Raw genomic sequence first — 16,084 nt, forward strand, 5'->3', positions numbered from 1 at the left:
AAGATACAACTTCTCTCCGGGTTCTTTTATTTTGATATTTGCAAAAAGAAACCATATTTTACCCATTCACATGATATGGGATACCGAGTTTCCTTAACATCTCTAACTCTCTTCTCTGACAGGTAAATAAAATAATCTGTCTCTTGTTTTCTGCAAGCCAGCGAAGTGTATTCTCAAGTCTTCTCTCATCATAGTATGCGAATGTCTCATCGAGAATTACCGGAAACTCTTCCTCGTACATCAACTCTGCCGCTGCCATACGGAGCGCAAAATAAATCTGTTCCATCGTTCCCCTGCTGACTTGTCCCACTGAAATTTTCTGTGCCCCTTGTAATAGATATATGTTCGTATTTTCATCTATAAAAATGCGATCATATTTTCCATCTGTAATTGCACACAATATCTCTGAAGACACCTCATTCAGCCTTGTTTCAAATTCCTTTCTCACATCTGTGGACAGATGCCGGATCGTGTCCTCCGCAAGCTGGATCGCTCTTCCTTTCTCTTCCAGAACAACATATTCTTCACTGACTTCCATGAGTTCTTCTCCTTGCTCACAGAGATTCTCGTACTGCATCTGTTTCTCTGCAATCTCTTCCCGGAGCAGCTCCCGTCTGACAACCATCCTTCGCAAAGCCTCTCGATGCCTCTCTTGCTCATGTTCGAGTGAAACTTCTCGTTTTTCTGCTTCCCGGGACTCCTCTGTCTCTTGCTGTACTTTTTCCTCCGCCTGTCGGAATGCTTCCATCAATTTCCACAGGAATACTATTTCCAGAATTATCGCTCCTGACAGCACACTCCATTTCAAAATCCCCTGAAATAGCAAGGAAATACCCGCAACGCCTGCCAGAAATACAACCGGCAATAACTTTATTTTGACCACATCCCATACATTCTGTTTTTCCGTGCTTTGCTCTTCTTCTGGAGTTCTGACAATTCTTTTTTCTTCCTGCTTTCCCTGTTCGATGTTTTTGCTGATTTGTTCTTCTTCCGCTTGTTTTCGCTCGATTTCTTCGCTGATGTATGCCGCCTGCTGTTCAACTTTCTCTCGCTTTTCCTGCTTCTTTTTGCGAATTTCTTTCTGACGGTTTTCCACTGTCTTTCGTCGCTCTTTTAAAATAGCAAGCGCGCGCTCCACATCCATCTCACTGTTCCCGGAACAGTAATAATTTGCAGCATAGTTTCGCAATTCTGCACCAAGATTGGCACTTGTCTCTGCTTTTGTCTGACCGATTGAGATGGTATTTTCAAATGCAGCTTCTGACATGCCATCCAGAAGCATATCCATATCTCCCTGTTCCACCGATAAGATCTCTCCGTCTGTCTGACAGACAAGACTTGCGCTCTTTCCATAGCGGTCAAACCGACGGCTGATGATAAAAGTTCTGTCGCCAGACTCAAATGTCATCTCTCCCGCATAGTAAGACGGCTGATCCCACGGCTCATATTTTGTAAACAGATCATTTTTTGCTGCCCTTCCGCGCCCTTTTGTCAGTCCAAATAGCATACTTCTGATAAAAGCATGCAGTGTACTTTTTCCGAACTCATTTTCTCCGTAAAAAATGTGGAAGCCTTCTTCCAGTTCTATCTTTGTCTCTGAAAATTTTCCAAAGTTTTTCAGATATAATTCTCTGATAATCACCTAACTTCTCTCCTCCATAGCTGCAAGAATTGCACTGACTCCCTCGCACATTGCCTGATACTCGATACTTTCCGGCTCGCATTCCATAAAATGTCCGATCAACCTTCCAAGCAGATTTTCTTTATTTCTCTCGTACAGCTGTTCATAGTGATATGCAGGAACGGTATGATCAAGAATCTCCACGATATTTCCATAATAGTCGAGATCTTCTATATCATAGACAATCTCCGGATCTCTCTGTCCTTCCAAAATAATTTTGTACAGCTCCGCAGTGCCATTTTTTTCGATCTCCTCTTTGATCTTTCCCCGCAGCGCCCCATGTGTCATTTCTATATCCACTGTGAGATGCAAGTGTATGTACTGCCTTTTTGCAAATGGAACAAAACGGATCTGCGCTCCTTTCTCGGTAATCTCTCCAAGAAGAAATCCATGTCTTCCTGTTTCATTTTGATCGAGCGGCTCAAGAGAACCTGAAAATGCCGCATAGTTTTTCAATACCATCTGTGGTTTATGAATATGTCCCAGTGCAACATAATCATAGCCCAGTGCTTTTAACTTTGCTTTTTTGATCGGAATATGTGTCTCATCCCCCCCGTGAGCCAGAAGGATTTCATATTTCATGTCCCGCGGGGCATACTCCTCGTCGTACCGTTCCTCTCTGATTTCCCGTCTGTCATAGCTGAATCCATACACTGCAAGATCCAGCTCCTCGATCACTGCTCTGTGTAATGTAGTTTCAAACAGTGGATAGACATTTTCACTCCATGCTATCTGCAGATAACGCGAATCCTTTCGAATATAGTCATGATTTCCTGCAATCAAAACGACCTTTGTCCGAGATAATTTTCCAAAATGATAATTTATCTCTTTGAGTTCTCTCGACAGAGGCTGCCTGTGAAATAAATCTCCTGCGATCAGCAACAGGTCAATCTGTTTCTCCTCACAGATGTCAATGACTTTGTAAAAACTATCCCAGATCTCCTTTTCCCGCTGTCCGTCATTACGCCTTCCCGCCTCCGGCGCTGCCCCTAGATGGACATCTGCTATCTGTATAAAATTCATAAAATTATTCTCCTTCATTCATCGCCGGTAGCGTCACGATAAACCGTGTTTCCCACTCGTCACTCTCCGCACGGATCGTTCCATGGTGCAGTTCCACAATTTCTTTTGCAATGGCAAGTCCAAGTCCTGCTCCTCCTGTCTTGCTGGAGCGCGAACCATCCACTCGGTAAAACTTCTCAAAAATTGCGCTCAATTCCTCTTCCGGAATCTTCTCTCCTTCATTTGCCACAACAATCTCGATCTCCTGGTGCCGCTCCTTTGCCTGAATCCGTATCGCAGTTCCTTTGTCACAGTACGCAATCGCATTTCGCAAAAGATTATCAAATACTCTGGCAAGCTTATCCGCATCTCCGTAAATCATCAGTGTATCATCAATCTGCACGTCACATCTTAAGTTTTTCTCCTTCAAAACCGCATACAGTTCATCTGCAATCTGTTCCAACATCATAGACAAATCTAAATTTCCCGGCTCCAGAACAATATCCTGTAAATTAAACTTTGTAATCTCAAAAAATTCATTGATCAGCTCTCCCAGACGGATTGCCTTCTCCAGAGAAATATGCGTATATTTTTTCCGCTCCTCCTCCGGCATGTCCGGCTTTGTTTCAAGAATACTTAAATATGCCACAATGGAAGTCAAGGGCGTCTTCAAATCGTGTGCCAGAAAAACAACCAGATCATTTTTCTTTTTCTCACTCTCAATCGCCTCCTGTTCCTGCCTCCGGATCGTCATCTTAATCTCATTTAAGCTATCCTCAAGTGGCTGCAGCGCAGGTTTAAACCGCACAGGTTCATTAAAATCCGATAAAATATTTTCAATTCCCTGATTAATTTCCTTCAAGTACTGTGTGATTCTGCTCAGCACAAAATAGAAAAAAAAGGAAAACAATAAAAGGAATCCCGCACCCATAAAATAAATTTTATTGTTTCCAATCACTTTCCAGTAGAGATCGATCGCCTGTTGCTCCGGCATATGAAACCACATAAAAAAATGTACAAATCCATCTGCAAACTTATGATTATAAATCCCATCTATGACAAGATTTTTGAAAAGATAGCCGACAAGCGCCGTAAACAGTACCACAAGCATTGTCTGAAGCAGAATGTTAATCTTTAACCTTGTATAATTTTTACTCTTCAACTTTATATCCTACTCCCCAAACCGTCTTAATAAAATCGCTCTTTCCGGTCGGCCCGCTCATCTTCTCACGCAGATGCCGAATATGTACCATGACTGTATTGTTACTGTTTTTGTAATACTTTTCTTTCCATACATTTTCAAACAATTCTTCCGAGCTGATAACCTTTCCACGGTTCTCACACAGCATCCACAAAAGATCAAATTCAATCGGTGTCAGTGTCAGCTGTTTCTCATTATAGACACACTCATGAGATTCTCTGTTTAGCTGAAGTCCTGCAAAATCAATGATATCTCCACTGTCAATCCTTGTTCCTTCATTATACTGTGTATATCTCCGAAGCTGCGCTTTCACTCTTGCGATTAGTTCCAGAGGATTAAACGGCTTCAAAATATAATCATCTGCACCAAGCGTCAGCCCAGTGATCTTATCAATATACTCCGTTTTTGCGGTAAGCATAATAACCGGAAATGTATACCTCTCTCGAATCTTCTTTAAAATTTCAAATCCATCAATCCCCGGAAGCATGACATCGAGGATTGCAAGATCAATCTTTGTCGTCTTCATACATTCCAACGCTTCTTCGCCGGTATAAAATGGATACACGGTATACTGATCACTCTGTAAATAGAGCGCAATCACATCCGCGATCTCCTTCTCATCATCTACAACTAAAATATTCATATTTCCTCCTCAATTCCCCTTACAATTTTAAAATGGCGAGGCAAAGTATACAAATACCCGCCCCGCCTTGGTTTCTTTCATTCTTTACAGTTCACAGTTATTCACAGTTCTTGGGAACGGAATGACATCTCTGATATTTGACATACCAGTCAGATACATCACACATCTTTCAAATCCAAGTCCGAATCCTGCATGTCTTGTAGAGCCATATTTTCTCAGATCCAGATAGAACTGATACTCTTCCGGATCCAGGTTCATCTCCTGCATACGCTTCAGCAGTTTGTCATAATCATCCTCTCTCTGGCTTCCTCCAATGAGCTCTCCGATTCCAGGAACAAGACAGTCTACCGCTGCTACTGTCTTATTGTCATCATTCATCTTCATGTAAAATGCCTTAATATCCTTCGGATAATCTGTCACAAATACCGGACGTTTGAACACTTCCTCTGTAAGATAGCGCTCATGTTCTGTCTGCAAGTCAACTCCCCATGACACTTTGAAGTCAAATTTATCATTGTTCTTCTCTAAGATCTCAATTGCCTCTGTGTAAGTTACACGTGCAAATTCAGAGGACACAACATTGTGGAGACGATCAAGAAGTCCCTTATCTACGAAAGAGTTGAAGAAATTCATCTCTTCCGGTGCGTTCTCCAGTACATAGTTGATGATATGCTTTAACATTGCCTCAGCAAGGATCATATCATCATCCAGATCTGCAAATGCGATCTCCGGTTCTACCATCCAGAATTCCGCTGCATGACGAGTTGTATTAGAGTTCTCTGCACGGAATGTCGGTCCAAATGTATATACATTACGGAATGCCTGCGCATATGTCTCTGCATTGAGCTGTCCACTTACAGTAAGACTTGTCTCCTTATTAAAGAAATCCTTCGTATAGTCCACACTTCCATCTGCATTCTTCGGGACATTCTCCATATCCAGTGTTGTGACACGGAACATCTCTCCTGCACCCTCGCAGTCACTTCCTGTGATCAGCGGTGTATGCACATACACAAACCCTCTCTCTTGGAAGAACTGGTGGATTGCATATGCGATCAAAGATCTTACACGAAATACTGCCTGGAATGTATTTGTTCTCGGACGAAGATGTGAAATTGTTCTCAAATATTCAAAGCTGTGACGCTTTTTCTGCAGCGGATAATCCGGTGCAGATGCCCCCTCTATGATCACTTCTTCTGCCTGGATCTCAAATGGCTGCTTTGCCTGAGGCGTAGCTACTAATGTTCCCTTTACAATAATAGCAGCACCTACATTTAGCTTGGAAATCTCCGCAAAATTGTCCATACTGTCGTGGTATACGACCTGAAGTGTCTCAAAAAATGAACCGTCATTGACAACGATAAACCCAAATGTCTTAGAATCACGAATACTGCGCACCCATCCACCGACAGTAACCTGATTATCTAAGTATGCCTCTCTGTTCTTGTAAAGTTCTTTCACAGTTACTAATTCCATCTCTCACTACTCCTTTTCTTATATTTATCTACAACCGATGCCTGCACGATTTATCTTCTTCCACTGATTTCAGATTTCACTGTGTTCCATCTTTATCATTCTGCTTGAAAATAAAAGATACAGTACACCGGACAGATATGGCTGATTTGATATTCATTGTTACAGTATAACGCATTTTCTATGTTCTAGCAATCAAAAGTATAGATTTCTCAGTGATTTTTGGTGATTTTTTAAAGTATTGATTTCAAAGAACGGTGAGACTATTTTTATCACTTTGAATCCAAGGAAAATGTCTTCTTAAACACCGAAGAACCTTGACTCCTCTTCATATTCCAGAATTTTTTGAGACAATGAACGATGAACTGTTCTATTCCGAAGAAGAAATGATAAAAAAGACAGAAAATCTGCTTTTGATAGAAGGGACAAACTTGCAGAATCTATTGCGATGTGCTATATTAAAGATACAAAAGGGGAAACCATAAACGGCTTACCCAATAATTAAATGCTTAATTTACTTAAGCCGTCATTATTGCGAGTAATGGCGGCTATTTTCGTTTATCCTTGAAAATCTCGTAACAAAGACCTACAAGGGCAACAATGAATATTAATAACTGAATCAAATCAGAATATGTAACATACATTAGCATCGCCCTCCTTTCTTTCGTCTGGAGGGTTGCCCCTCCGTAAAAGAGGGTAAGCCGCCCGGCTTTGGTTTCCCTGCCAGAATTATAACATATTCTTAACCCGCTCTCAATTACCTTCTGTGTTTTCTCTGCCCCCTGAATCATCAAAACACCGTATCAACGAAAAACTACTAAGCCAATACTTTTAAGATATGGATTAGATTCTAACACCACTTTTATTTTCATTTCGAGCAAATGATGGAGACAGCTTGATTTTTAGTTCTACTCTATGCTATACTATCAACCGCTGAATCCCTTATAAAATAAGGTCTGGACGGGTTTCAGCAAAGTGTGTTCGAGACCTTCCACACGTAAAACAAAACTAAAGGAGATTTGAATTATGAAAAACAAAGGTGTAGTATTTACCACGCAGGCAGCGATGATTGCTGCTATCTATGTCGTATTGACAGTTGTTTTTGCACCATTCAGCTTTGGATCGGTGCAGGTAAGAATTGCGGAAGCACTTACCATTCTGCCGGCATTTACCCCGGCTGCCATTCCGGGACTTTTTGTCGGATGTCTGATTGGAAATATTCTCGGAGGTGCAATGCTTCCGGATATTATCTTCGGAACACTTGCAACTTTAATCGGTGCTGTCTTCACTTATATTCTGCGCAATCAGAATAAATTTTTAGCACCGCTTCCACCAATTGTCGCAAATACAGTCATTATCCCATATGTACTGCGTTTTGCTTACGGGGAAGCAATCCCGATCCCGCTTCTTATGCTGAGCATCGGAATCGGTGAAGTGATTTCCTGCGGTGTACTCGGAATGATCCTTTATTTTACATTAAACAAATACAAACACCGTCTATTTGCTTTATAATATATCCTATAAAACTTTTTAGACACTGAGATTTTAAACGATTAATCTTGTTTGCAAAGAAAAAAACTGAGAATCTGCCTTAAGCGAAAGGCTATTCTCAGTTTTTTCATGTTTTCTTTCCGTTTTTATAATCCTGCTATTCTTTTTGCAGTCAAAACATATTTTCCTGCTAGTTAGTGATGGATACGATTTTGCTTTTACTTTAAATAGCCAAGATATGTGTTCCCGCTGGCCACAGTCAATGCCTCCAGTTCCTCATACGGAACTGAGACCTTCTCTCCGGTATCCGGTTTTACATAAGTGATCATACTATCGTTGTATCCAATCAGCAATACCGCATTATTTAAATCCGTCATAGCGATGATCGGAGTACCTTTTCCGAGGATATAACATAATTCTTCCGGACTGCATCCATGGAGATCAAGTACATTTCCTAGAAACTGTTCTTGGAGAATCTCGATCGGCTTTTTCCCCGCCGCCATTTCTCCGGCGGCATCTACTGTTTTTCCTTCATAAGCGAAAAGACGGTTCAGCGCCGCTGCCAATGTGTTCCCTTCTTGATATGGACTGAGATCCACTCCTGCGATATCATACACAAGACTTCTGTTTCCTCGTTCCCATACATACTTCTGACTTTCTGATACTACAAGCCCTTGATTTTCATTTGCCTGCCGAATCGCATCTGCTGCACTTGCATAGATTCCAAGTAACTTTCCTTTTCCATAGGTATAAAATACTTCGGCCTCTCCTTCTTCCTCAAATGGAATCAGAACCGGATTCTCAAACAACACTTGCTTTGGCTTCAAAAGTTTCGGCTTCTTATCGGAAATTCCTGACTCATATTTAATTCTTACCTGCCGTTCTTTTTCGTCAGAAGTATATGTTTCTACCGAAATATTACTCTTTTCTACTTCTTCATTACTTGTAATATAATCCTTTGCAACCGCTGTATACACAGACTCATTTTTCACAACACGGTCTAATATCAACATTTTCTCTTCTACGGTCACTCCTGTCACATAGACTTGATCCGCCTGATAGGTCTTTACAACTTCATTGTCTGTATCACGGATTTCCAGCTTATACATCGGGCAGACATGCTCTCCTGTAACAAAAGCTCCTGCATCTTCCTTGCGCCCAATCCCATAGACGAAGTCCTCAGAAATAAATCCAAGCGGTCGAATAAATTCTCCAGAACTGCAAGTAACCGTCCGCTCTTTTCCAGTGACAAAATCAAGCACTTTAACTTCCTCCGCATTTTCAAGCGAAGAAACGGTCTGATAGGCAAGAAGTCTTCCATCTTTTGAAGATACATACTGGTCTTTTTCAAGATTCTCTACCAAAGCTTCCTTTTTCCCTTTTTCCAGATCAACTTTATAAAGTGTTCCTTCTTTCATTGCGTAGAGCACTTCTTGCTGCTCGTTATAATAGACAAGCTGCTCCTGTTCTTTTAATAAAATTTCACTGGAAATATTATCGGGAATGAATGCTTTTTCTTCCACAAAATTTTTCTCAATATCAAAAAAGTAGATTGCCGTGCCGACTTCACCTTCATGTTCTCCTCGATTCATATACCCGATTACTTTAAATGTTGTGTCTCCCTGCTCATTGACCGATACAATCTGGATCTCATGTTCCTTGCATAAATTTCGAATGTCATATCCTTCGGAATCTGCAAAGCTAAATACAAGTGACAGTGCATCCTGGCTCTGATTATAATTCCACAATTCGCCTGCCTGTACAAAGGAAACGATCGTCCCTGCCTCATTTGCCATATAGGGAAGTTCTTCTTTCGCAATTCCCAGCAAAATTCCATTATTATCTAAAACATTCCCCGACGCATCTAATTCTTGTTCCATCGTCCGCTCATAATCAAGAAGGTATTCGGTTCCTTCTGCATATCTCACTTTCAGATACTCCCGTATCTGATAAACTTCCGTTTCATCCTGCTCTCCGGCACACTCCACTTCATAGTCATAGACAATGGTCATATAATTACCGCTAATTTCCTTAATACTTCTGCTGACTTCTCCTTTGATCTGCGGACGCAGTTCCCCCCAGGTCAAATGTTCTGCATCAGAATGGATTGTAACTTTCTGTAAATTCTCTGTCTCATCATCTTCCGTTCCATTCTCAAGATAGGCTGCGATCGACTCTGTATTTTCTTTTCCAAATGTCATATTGTGGAATCGTTCTGCAAATGCAAGACACGCATCGCTGTCTGTTCCTTCCTTTGTGCAGATCCTCGTGTAATAATAAATATCCTGTTTTTCCGTATGCAATGTCAGCTTTAAAATCGCTTCCCGATCTGCAAGCTCCAACCCTGGAAAAGTCAATGATGGTTCCTCACCGATTTCCTTTCTCTTTTCCTTATAAAGAATTTCTTTTCCATCTGACGAACATACTTCATAAGTCAGCGCTTTTATCGGCAACACTCCTTCTTCTATTCGGAGTGTGATTCCACTCTGAAAATCCACCGGTGTGATCGTGCTTCTCATTTTCCCTACATTCATCTCTGAAACATAACCTACCAATGGATTGATCTCATATTCTCCCGATACAATCTGTATCCTCGGCAGTGTCGCTCCCCCCATATCTGCTGTCATATCAGCATTTCCCTGATTGGTCAGAAAACTAAAGACGATGACAGCGATCAAAAATACAAACGTCAGAATTCCTGCTCGTTTTACCTTTTCTTTCATGCAAAACTCCCCTTTATTGCAACAGTTCCCCTAATGTCGGGTGAATCTGTAAAAACTCCCGGCATCTTTCTATCTGTTCTTTATTATTCTTTTTCTTTCCTGTTTTTATTGCTCTGATCAAAATATTCTTTGGCGTATGCTCCATATCGATAAACTCTAAGATCTGTGCATCATATCCTTCTCCCTCAAGATACTCCGCCCGCAGCGCGTCTGTAATCAATGCAGACATCCGCTCTTTAATCAGTCCATATTTCAGTACCGGTCTCAGGATCTCATTTTGAATCTGTCCATTGACTTCATGCTGACAGCATGGTACCGATAAAATTACTTTGGCATTCCACCCTACTGCTTTTGCAAGTGCAAAGTCTGTTGCAGTATCGCATGCATGCAATGTCACTACCATATCTACTTCCTCAACCCCGGTATAATCCGCAATATTTCCCTCGAGAAATTTTAACTTCTCATATCCATACTTTTCGCTAAGCTGATTGCAGTTTTCAATCACATCTTTTTTCAGATCCAGTCCGATGATCCGAATATCATAGTGCTTCAGTTCGTGCAGATAATAATACATCGCAAATGTCAGATAAGATTTGCCACATCCAAAATCAAGAATGGTTACCTCCCTGTCTTTTGCAAGTTGCGGCAGAATATCCTCAATAAATTCCAAAAAACGGTTGATCTGTCTGAACTTATCGAACTTACTCCGGACAACCTTCCCATCTGCCGTCATAACTCCGAGATCTTGTAAAAACGGAACCTGAACCCCTTCCTTCAAAATATAGTTTTTCGTCCGGTTGTGGGATAATTCTGCCTGCCGCTTCTCCCCCTTTGTTCTTTTTTTCTGAACAGTTACCTTCCCCTTTTTGCTCACGAGCACTGTGTATTGAAACTCCTTTGTCTCAATCTGCATCTGACGAAACAGTTCCATATCCTGTGTAAGTATGTGCAGCGCCTGTTCATACTCATAATTCTCATGAAATACTTGACGGTTTTTATGTGTCTCACATTGAAAGAAAAGTACATCCTTTATCAGTACAGGACGTACTTTCACTTTTACGATTTCTTCTTTTTTTCTCGGATTACTGAGTGTAGCTCCGATCAGATCTATATTGAGGATTTCTTCCAGTATTTTTTTAATCTCTTCCATCTGCTCTTTACTCCTTTTTTTCTTTCGTAGTTGTATTGTAATGCCTGCCCCCTGCAAATGCAAGAAAGGACAGGGAAATTTCATAATTTCCCCATCCTTTTTAGAGATATCTATCTTCGGGTCTGACCTTTTTCATACTTGATCTTCATCTATTCCCTGCAATAAGCTCTCTTATTTGCTTTCTTCCGGCTGCGGTTGTGGATTTCCCTGCTGCTGATACAGTCTTGGGAATACGATCGTCACTTTAAAAAGATCTCCGTCCAGATACAGTAAGAATTTTCCTCCTTGAAGTTCTGTCAGGTTTTTCGCAATCGACAATCCCAGTCCACTTCCTTCCGTACTTCTTGATACATCTCCGCGGATAAAACGTTCTGTCAATTCATCTGCGGAAATATTTAGCGGCTGTTCTGATACATTTTTGAGAGAAAATTGTACATAGCGGTCTGACATTCTCAAATCAGCATAAATTCTTGTACCTTCCATTGCATATTTGGCAGCATTATTATAAATATTTTCAATGACACGCCAAATTCTTCTGCTATCCACACGAATCATTGCCGGTTCCTTCGGCACATTAACAACGATACTTAAATTTCTCTTCTCAAATTTCTCTGCAAATTCCCCTGTCGTCTGGTTGATCAATTCTACCAGATCAATATTCATATAGTGCAATGTAATATTTCCACTGCTGATCTTCGATGCCTCTACCACATCTTCCGTCAGTGTTTTCAGCCGCTGGGATTTTGCATCTAAAATTTGCAGATATCCCTGAATCTTTGGATCTTCAAATTTCTCCTGCTTCAGAAGACCGACATAATTGATAATGGATGTCAAAGGAGTCTTAATATCGTGTGAGACATTTGTGATCAAATCTGTCTTCAGACGCTCATTTTTCATATTTGCCTCAACCGCATTGTGAATTCCTTCCCCAATGTGATTAATATTTTGTACAATCTCTGTATCCTCTTTCACCATATTTCCAATCGGAATTTTATAATTAACATCTCCAGATGCAATTCTCTGAATTCCAAACTTGATTCTCTGCTTCGCGATCGCGCTCTTTAACAGATATGCAAACACCGCTACATCCATTGCAAGAACAAACAAAACAAAGACTGGATGTCCGGTCGCCAACAATAACTGCAGTAACATAAATCCCATGTATCCCAACGTGATTTTTGTTGTACTTCTCCGGTTCTCCCAAAACACCCTAAACAAGTGTCCCACCCACCGTAAAACGCTGTTTTTCCAAAGAGTTCTCGCCTTGATCCGTTTGACAAGACTCAAATATCCTAACATTCCTACTGCACAAGTGATAAGAGTCCCAATTCCTCCGATCAATACCATCTCAAAAAAGCGTTCCTCAAATCCATAAGCAGAGGATATATAAAGTCCTTCTTCAGTATAGCCATATGACAGATCTCCCGGAAGACTCAACCCCGAAATCGGCAGCATGATTGCAAGTAGCATTCCTCCAACGATCAATGCCGCTGCGATCTCCGTCTTAATCCGGTCAAAAAAGTTCAGTGTAATTCCTTCTTTTCCATTTACATGACCTGTCACTGCCGTCAGCCAGATAAAACTTATCAGGAAAAGAATTGCCGAAACCGCACTTCCCACTACAATTACTTTCACCCACGGACTATACTGTTCATACTCTTTATTTTTCATATAAAAACTGTCTTGGATTGGATAATTCGTATCTACGGAAACTGCAAAAAGAAACTCCTCTTTCTGATTTGCACTTCCTGTCACCATATTCTTCCATTCTTCCGCCGAAACATCCATATTTGACTGAAAATCTGCAAGTTTCGGAGCGACAACTACATATTTTCCCTGTGCAGTCATCTTTTTTATATTTTCTTCTACTTTATTGTAATCTTTGTATGCACTGCGGTTCGTGTATACTTTTTTCGCTTTCTGGTCCACATACATATATGCCAGATTCGTATTTCCTTCTTCCACAGTCTCCAGCCCATCTTTGTACTGGTAATAATAATGAGGAAGGATCACCAGTGTATTGTCAAGTATTCTGTAAACTTCCTCAAGTTTTCCATTCCATTCTGCATCTGTATTGACCAGTTCCAGAAGATTCTTAAATCCTTCCGGTGCATACTTTTCATTGATCACGCCGTCTGAAAATTCCCAGCAGTCTACATAGAGTACTTTTCCTTCTTTATCTCTAATCGTTTTCTCTGCCTCATCAGAATAATAGCTGTCATTCATATATTCTTCATATCCCAGTTGTGCCATATATCCTTCCAGACTCATTTCTTCTGTTTCTATGAACTGCAACGATTTTTCTTCAATTAACTTCTTAAATTCAGATTTGTAATAATAATGGTATGTGCCATCTTCCTTTTTGCAGACAATGACTCCTTCTTCCTCCGTGTAGTCTATTCCATTGTAGGATTCTGCCCACTTGATCAGATCTCCAACTTGATATGCCATTCCCGATTTGTTTGTTCCATCTACCGCTCTTGCATTTTCATCAAATTTCTTCAAATCGATCAGTCTGTTTGTATCATATTTTCCTTCAGTCTCAAAAATCGGACGAAGTGTATTGTAGTCTAAAATGTTCGATACCGTTGTCTGTACTGTATCTTCAAACCCCTCACTGTCCTCATATGCAAGTGGTTTATCTTTCTGAAATGCACTCAGATATTCCTGCCCCGGATAAACAAGAATCCACGCAAGGCTGAGAACCATAATCACTGTAAGCACGTGCACCAGAACGAGCAGCAACCCTTTACACAATCTTGATTGATACCATTTATTCATACTTACTCCTTTCCAGAGCCTTACGGTCCGCCATCTTGCTAAATCAAAATGACATTCCCTGCTCTTTAAAGTTTCTCTATCTTATATCCGACCCCCCATACGACTTTCAAGTATCTCGGTTCCTTCGGATTGATTTCAATCTTTTCCCGTATATGGCGGATATGTACTGCGACCGTATTATCCGCGCCGATTGCGTCTTCGTTCCATATACTTTCATAGATTTGATTGATAGAAAAGACTTTTCCTTGATTTTTCACTAATAGTAATAAAATGTTATATTCGATAGGTGTCAGCCTGATAACATCTCCGTCAACTGTCACCTCTTTTAATTCATCATCAATTTTCAGCCCTCCCACAGTAAATACCGAACTTTTCTTCTCAACTACTGTGCTTCCAAGCTGTGTATATCTTCTAAGCTGGGATTTTACTCTTGCCACTAACTCCAGCGGATTAAATGGCTTTGTCAGATAATCATCTGCTCCTACATTCAATCCTAATATTTTGTCTGCATCTTCTGATTTTGCAGAGAGAATAATAATTGGCAGACTGTTTTTCTCTCTGATCTTTAACGTTGCCCTTATGCCGTCCAGTTTCGGCATCATCACATCAATAATAAGAAGGTCTACCTCCGTCGAATCAAGAACCTTGATCGCCTCCTGTCCATCGTAGGCTTTTAATACATTGTAACCTTCCTGCCGTAAATAAATTTCAATCGCTTCTACAATTTCTTTATCATCATCACATACTAATACATTAAACATATTTATCACCTCCTCTGTATTATACAAGGATAACAGTGATTTTTTAAGAGGGGATTACGGAAATTATTAAGAAATGTTTAATTTCATATCACGATTTTAGTGGGTTTTCAAGCATTTTTGTTACTAACGTGCGAGTCCAACCGATATTCTGAATATGTGCTCATATTTGTAGCCTCTTTCCTTCCTGCCCTTTTCAAAACAAAAAGAGGACTATTCCCCGCCCTCCAAAAAATCTATTTCCAACTGCTCTATAATACAATTAAAAGGAACAACCGCCCACAAGGGGCATATCACATTGATATAAGGATAGTTTTTCTATGTTGTTCAATCGCTATTTTAAGCCATTATTTAAAATATCATCCGCCTTAAGACTTACTTAATATTTTTTTGTTTTCTTTTAGAAATTACACATATTTTAGACACATTTATTCGTTATACTACGTTTAGATAGTTGATTAACACTCACTATCTCCCCCCCTCATAAAGTAACTGCACCTCGGGGATTCCGGGGTGTAGTACTTTAACTCTCATTCCTTTAATAACTATAAAACGGCAGAACCCGTCAGCTTCCACAGCTGACGGGTTTTTGCTGTACTCACTGTCATTCTATTGTTGCGCCACTTCTCCCAGCACTTCCGATCTCAAAGTCATACGGGTCAGGTTTCATCTGAAATGCAAATCCCTTTGCATCTGTTTTTTCTGTGATTGTTTTTGCAGCATCCTGCAAATCAGGCCATATCCATTCATTCGTCGGCTCTTCCAGCCCCGCCTCTGTAAATAAATCTTTATTGTAATACAATACATGAGAAGTAAATCCAACCGGCACTCCATAAATTTCTTCTTCAAGAGAATTATAGTTCCACAACGTATCGCTGAATTTTTCCTTAAACTCAGCCCCACCTTCTTTTTCTATGTAAGACTCAAGCGGTTCCAGACCATCCGCATATGCAGGATAATTCCACATATACATAATATCCGGGGCATCGCTGGAACCCATCCCTGCGCTGATTTTTGTATCGTAATTACTTCCATATGCCTCTAATGTCACTTCGATATTTTCATGTGCTTTGTTAAACTCATCTACCAATTTCTGCTGATGATCCATATCTTCTGCAACATCCCATGTTGCAAAACGAAGCTGTACTTTCCCATCTTTAGAATCATTATCATTTTTGTCA

General features: G+C 40.5%; 10 protein-coding genes and 1 pseudogene. 1 reads left to right on the plus strand and 10 read right to left on the minus strand.

The window, feature by feature from the left end; all coding sequences use genetic code 11:
- Window positions 1-58: 58 nt before the first annotated feature.
- From ACESPO_RS11735 to asnS, 5 genes are all read right to left on the minus strand, one after another.
- Complete coding sequence (locus tag ACESPO_RS11735) at window positions 59-1,642, minus strand: ATP-binding protein (protein WP_336304511.1); 1,584 nt, start codon at window positions 1,640-1,642, stop codon at window positions 59-61.
- Complete coding sequence (locus ACESPO_RS11740; protein ID WP_336304510.1) at window positions 1,643-2,704, minus strand: metallophosphoesterase family protein; 1,062 nt, start codon at window positions 2,702-2,704, stop codon at window positions 1,643-1,645. It abuts the gene before it with no gap.
- Window positions 2,705-2,708: 4 nt separating this feature from the next.
- Window positions 2,709-3,845, minus strand: a complete 1,137-nt coding sequence (locus ACESPO_RS11745) for a sensor histidine kinase (RefSeq protein WP_336304509.1) — start codon at window positions 3,843-3,845, stop codon at window positions 2,709-2,711.
- A complete protein-coding gene (gene vanR / locus ACESPO_RS11750) occupies window positions 3,835-4,527 on the minus strand; it encodes a VanR-ABDEGLN family response regulator transcription factor (protein WP_320852906.1) in 693 nt (230 codons plus the stop codon). The genes ACESPO_RS11745 and vanR overlap by 11 nt, the downstream gene beginning before the upstream one ends.
- An 84-nt stretch (window positions 4,528-4,611) precedes the next feature.
- Window positions 4,612-6,003, minus strand: a complete 1,392-nt coding sequence (gene asnS, locus ACESPO_RS11755) for an asparagine--tRNA ligase (protein WP_116440925.1) — start codon at window positions 6,001-6,003, stop codon at window positions 4,612-4,614.
- Between the two features lie 1,023 nt (window positions 6,004-7,026).
- Between asnS and ACESPO_RS11760 the strand changes: the two genes are divergently transcribed.
- Window positions 7,027-7,512 carry a QueT transporter family protein gene (locus ACESPO_RS11760; RefSeq protein ID WP_008977612.1) on the plus strand — a complete coding sequence of 162 codons (486 nt, stop codon included), beginning with the start codon at window positions 7,027-7,029 and terminating at the stop codon, window positions 7,510-7,512.
- 197 nt (window positions 7,513-7,709) lie between these two features.
- Here ACESPO_RS11760 and ACESPO_RS11765 read toward each other — a convergent pair whose 3' ends face one another.
- The 5 genes and pseudogenes from ACESPO_RS11765 to ACESPO_RS11785 all read right to left on the minus strand — a co-directional run.
- Entirely contained in the window at window positions 7,710-10,214 is a 2,505-nt protein-coding gene (locus tag ACESPO_RS11765; RefSeq protein ID WP_009263778.1) for a hypothetical protein, read from the minus strand.
- Window positions 10,215-10,227: 13 nt separating this feature from the next.
- Window positions 10,228-11,364 (minus strand): class I SAM-dependent methyltransferase, encoded by a 1,137-nt coding sequence (locus ACESPO_RS11770; protein WP_117577812.1) that lies wholly within the window; start codon window positions 11,362-11,364, stop codon window positions 10,228-10,230.
- A gap of 171 nt (window positions 11,365-11,535) precedes the next feature.
- On the minus strand, window positions 11,536-14,145 hold the full coding sequence (locus tag ACESPO_RS11775) for a sensor histidine kinase (RefSeq protein ID WP_270666157.1): 2,610 nt from the start codon (window positions 14,143-14,145) through the stop codon (window positions 11,536-11,538).
- Window positions 14,146-14,210: 65 nt separating this feature from the next.
- A complete protein-coding gene (locus tag ACESPO_RS11780; protein ID WP_009263781.1) occupies window positions 14,211-14,906 on the minus strand; it encodes a response regulator transcription factor in 696 nt (231 codons plus the stop codon).
- 637 nt (window positions 14,907-15,543) lie between these two features.
- Window positions 15,544-16,077, minus strand: a pseudogene (locus tag ACESPO_RS11785) (ABC transporter substrate-binding protein); the annotation flags it as partial.
- Window positions 16,078-16,084 lie beyond the last annotated feature (7 nt).

The organism is Coprococcus sp. HPP0074 (genome assembly GCF_964238105.1).
GTDB classification, from domain to species: domain Bacteria; phylum Bacillota; class Clostridia; order Lachnospirales; family Lachnospiraceae; genus Faecalimonas; species Faecalimonas umbilicata.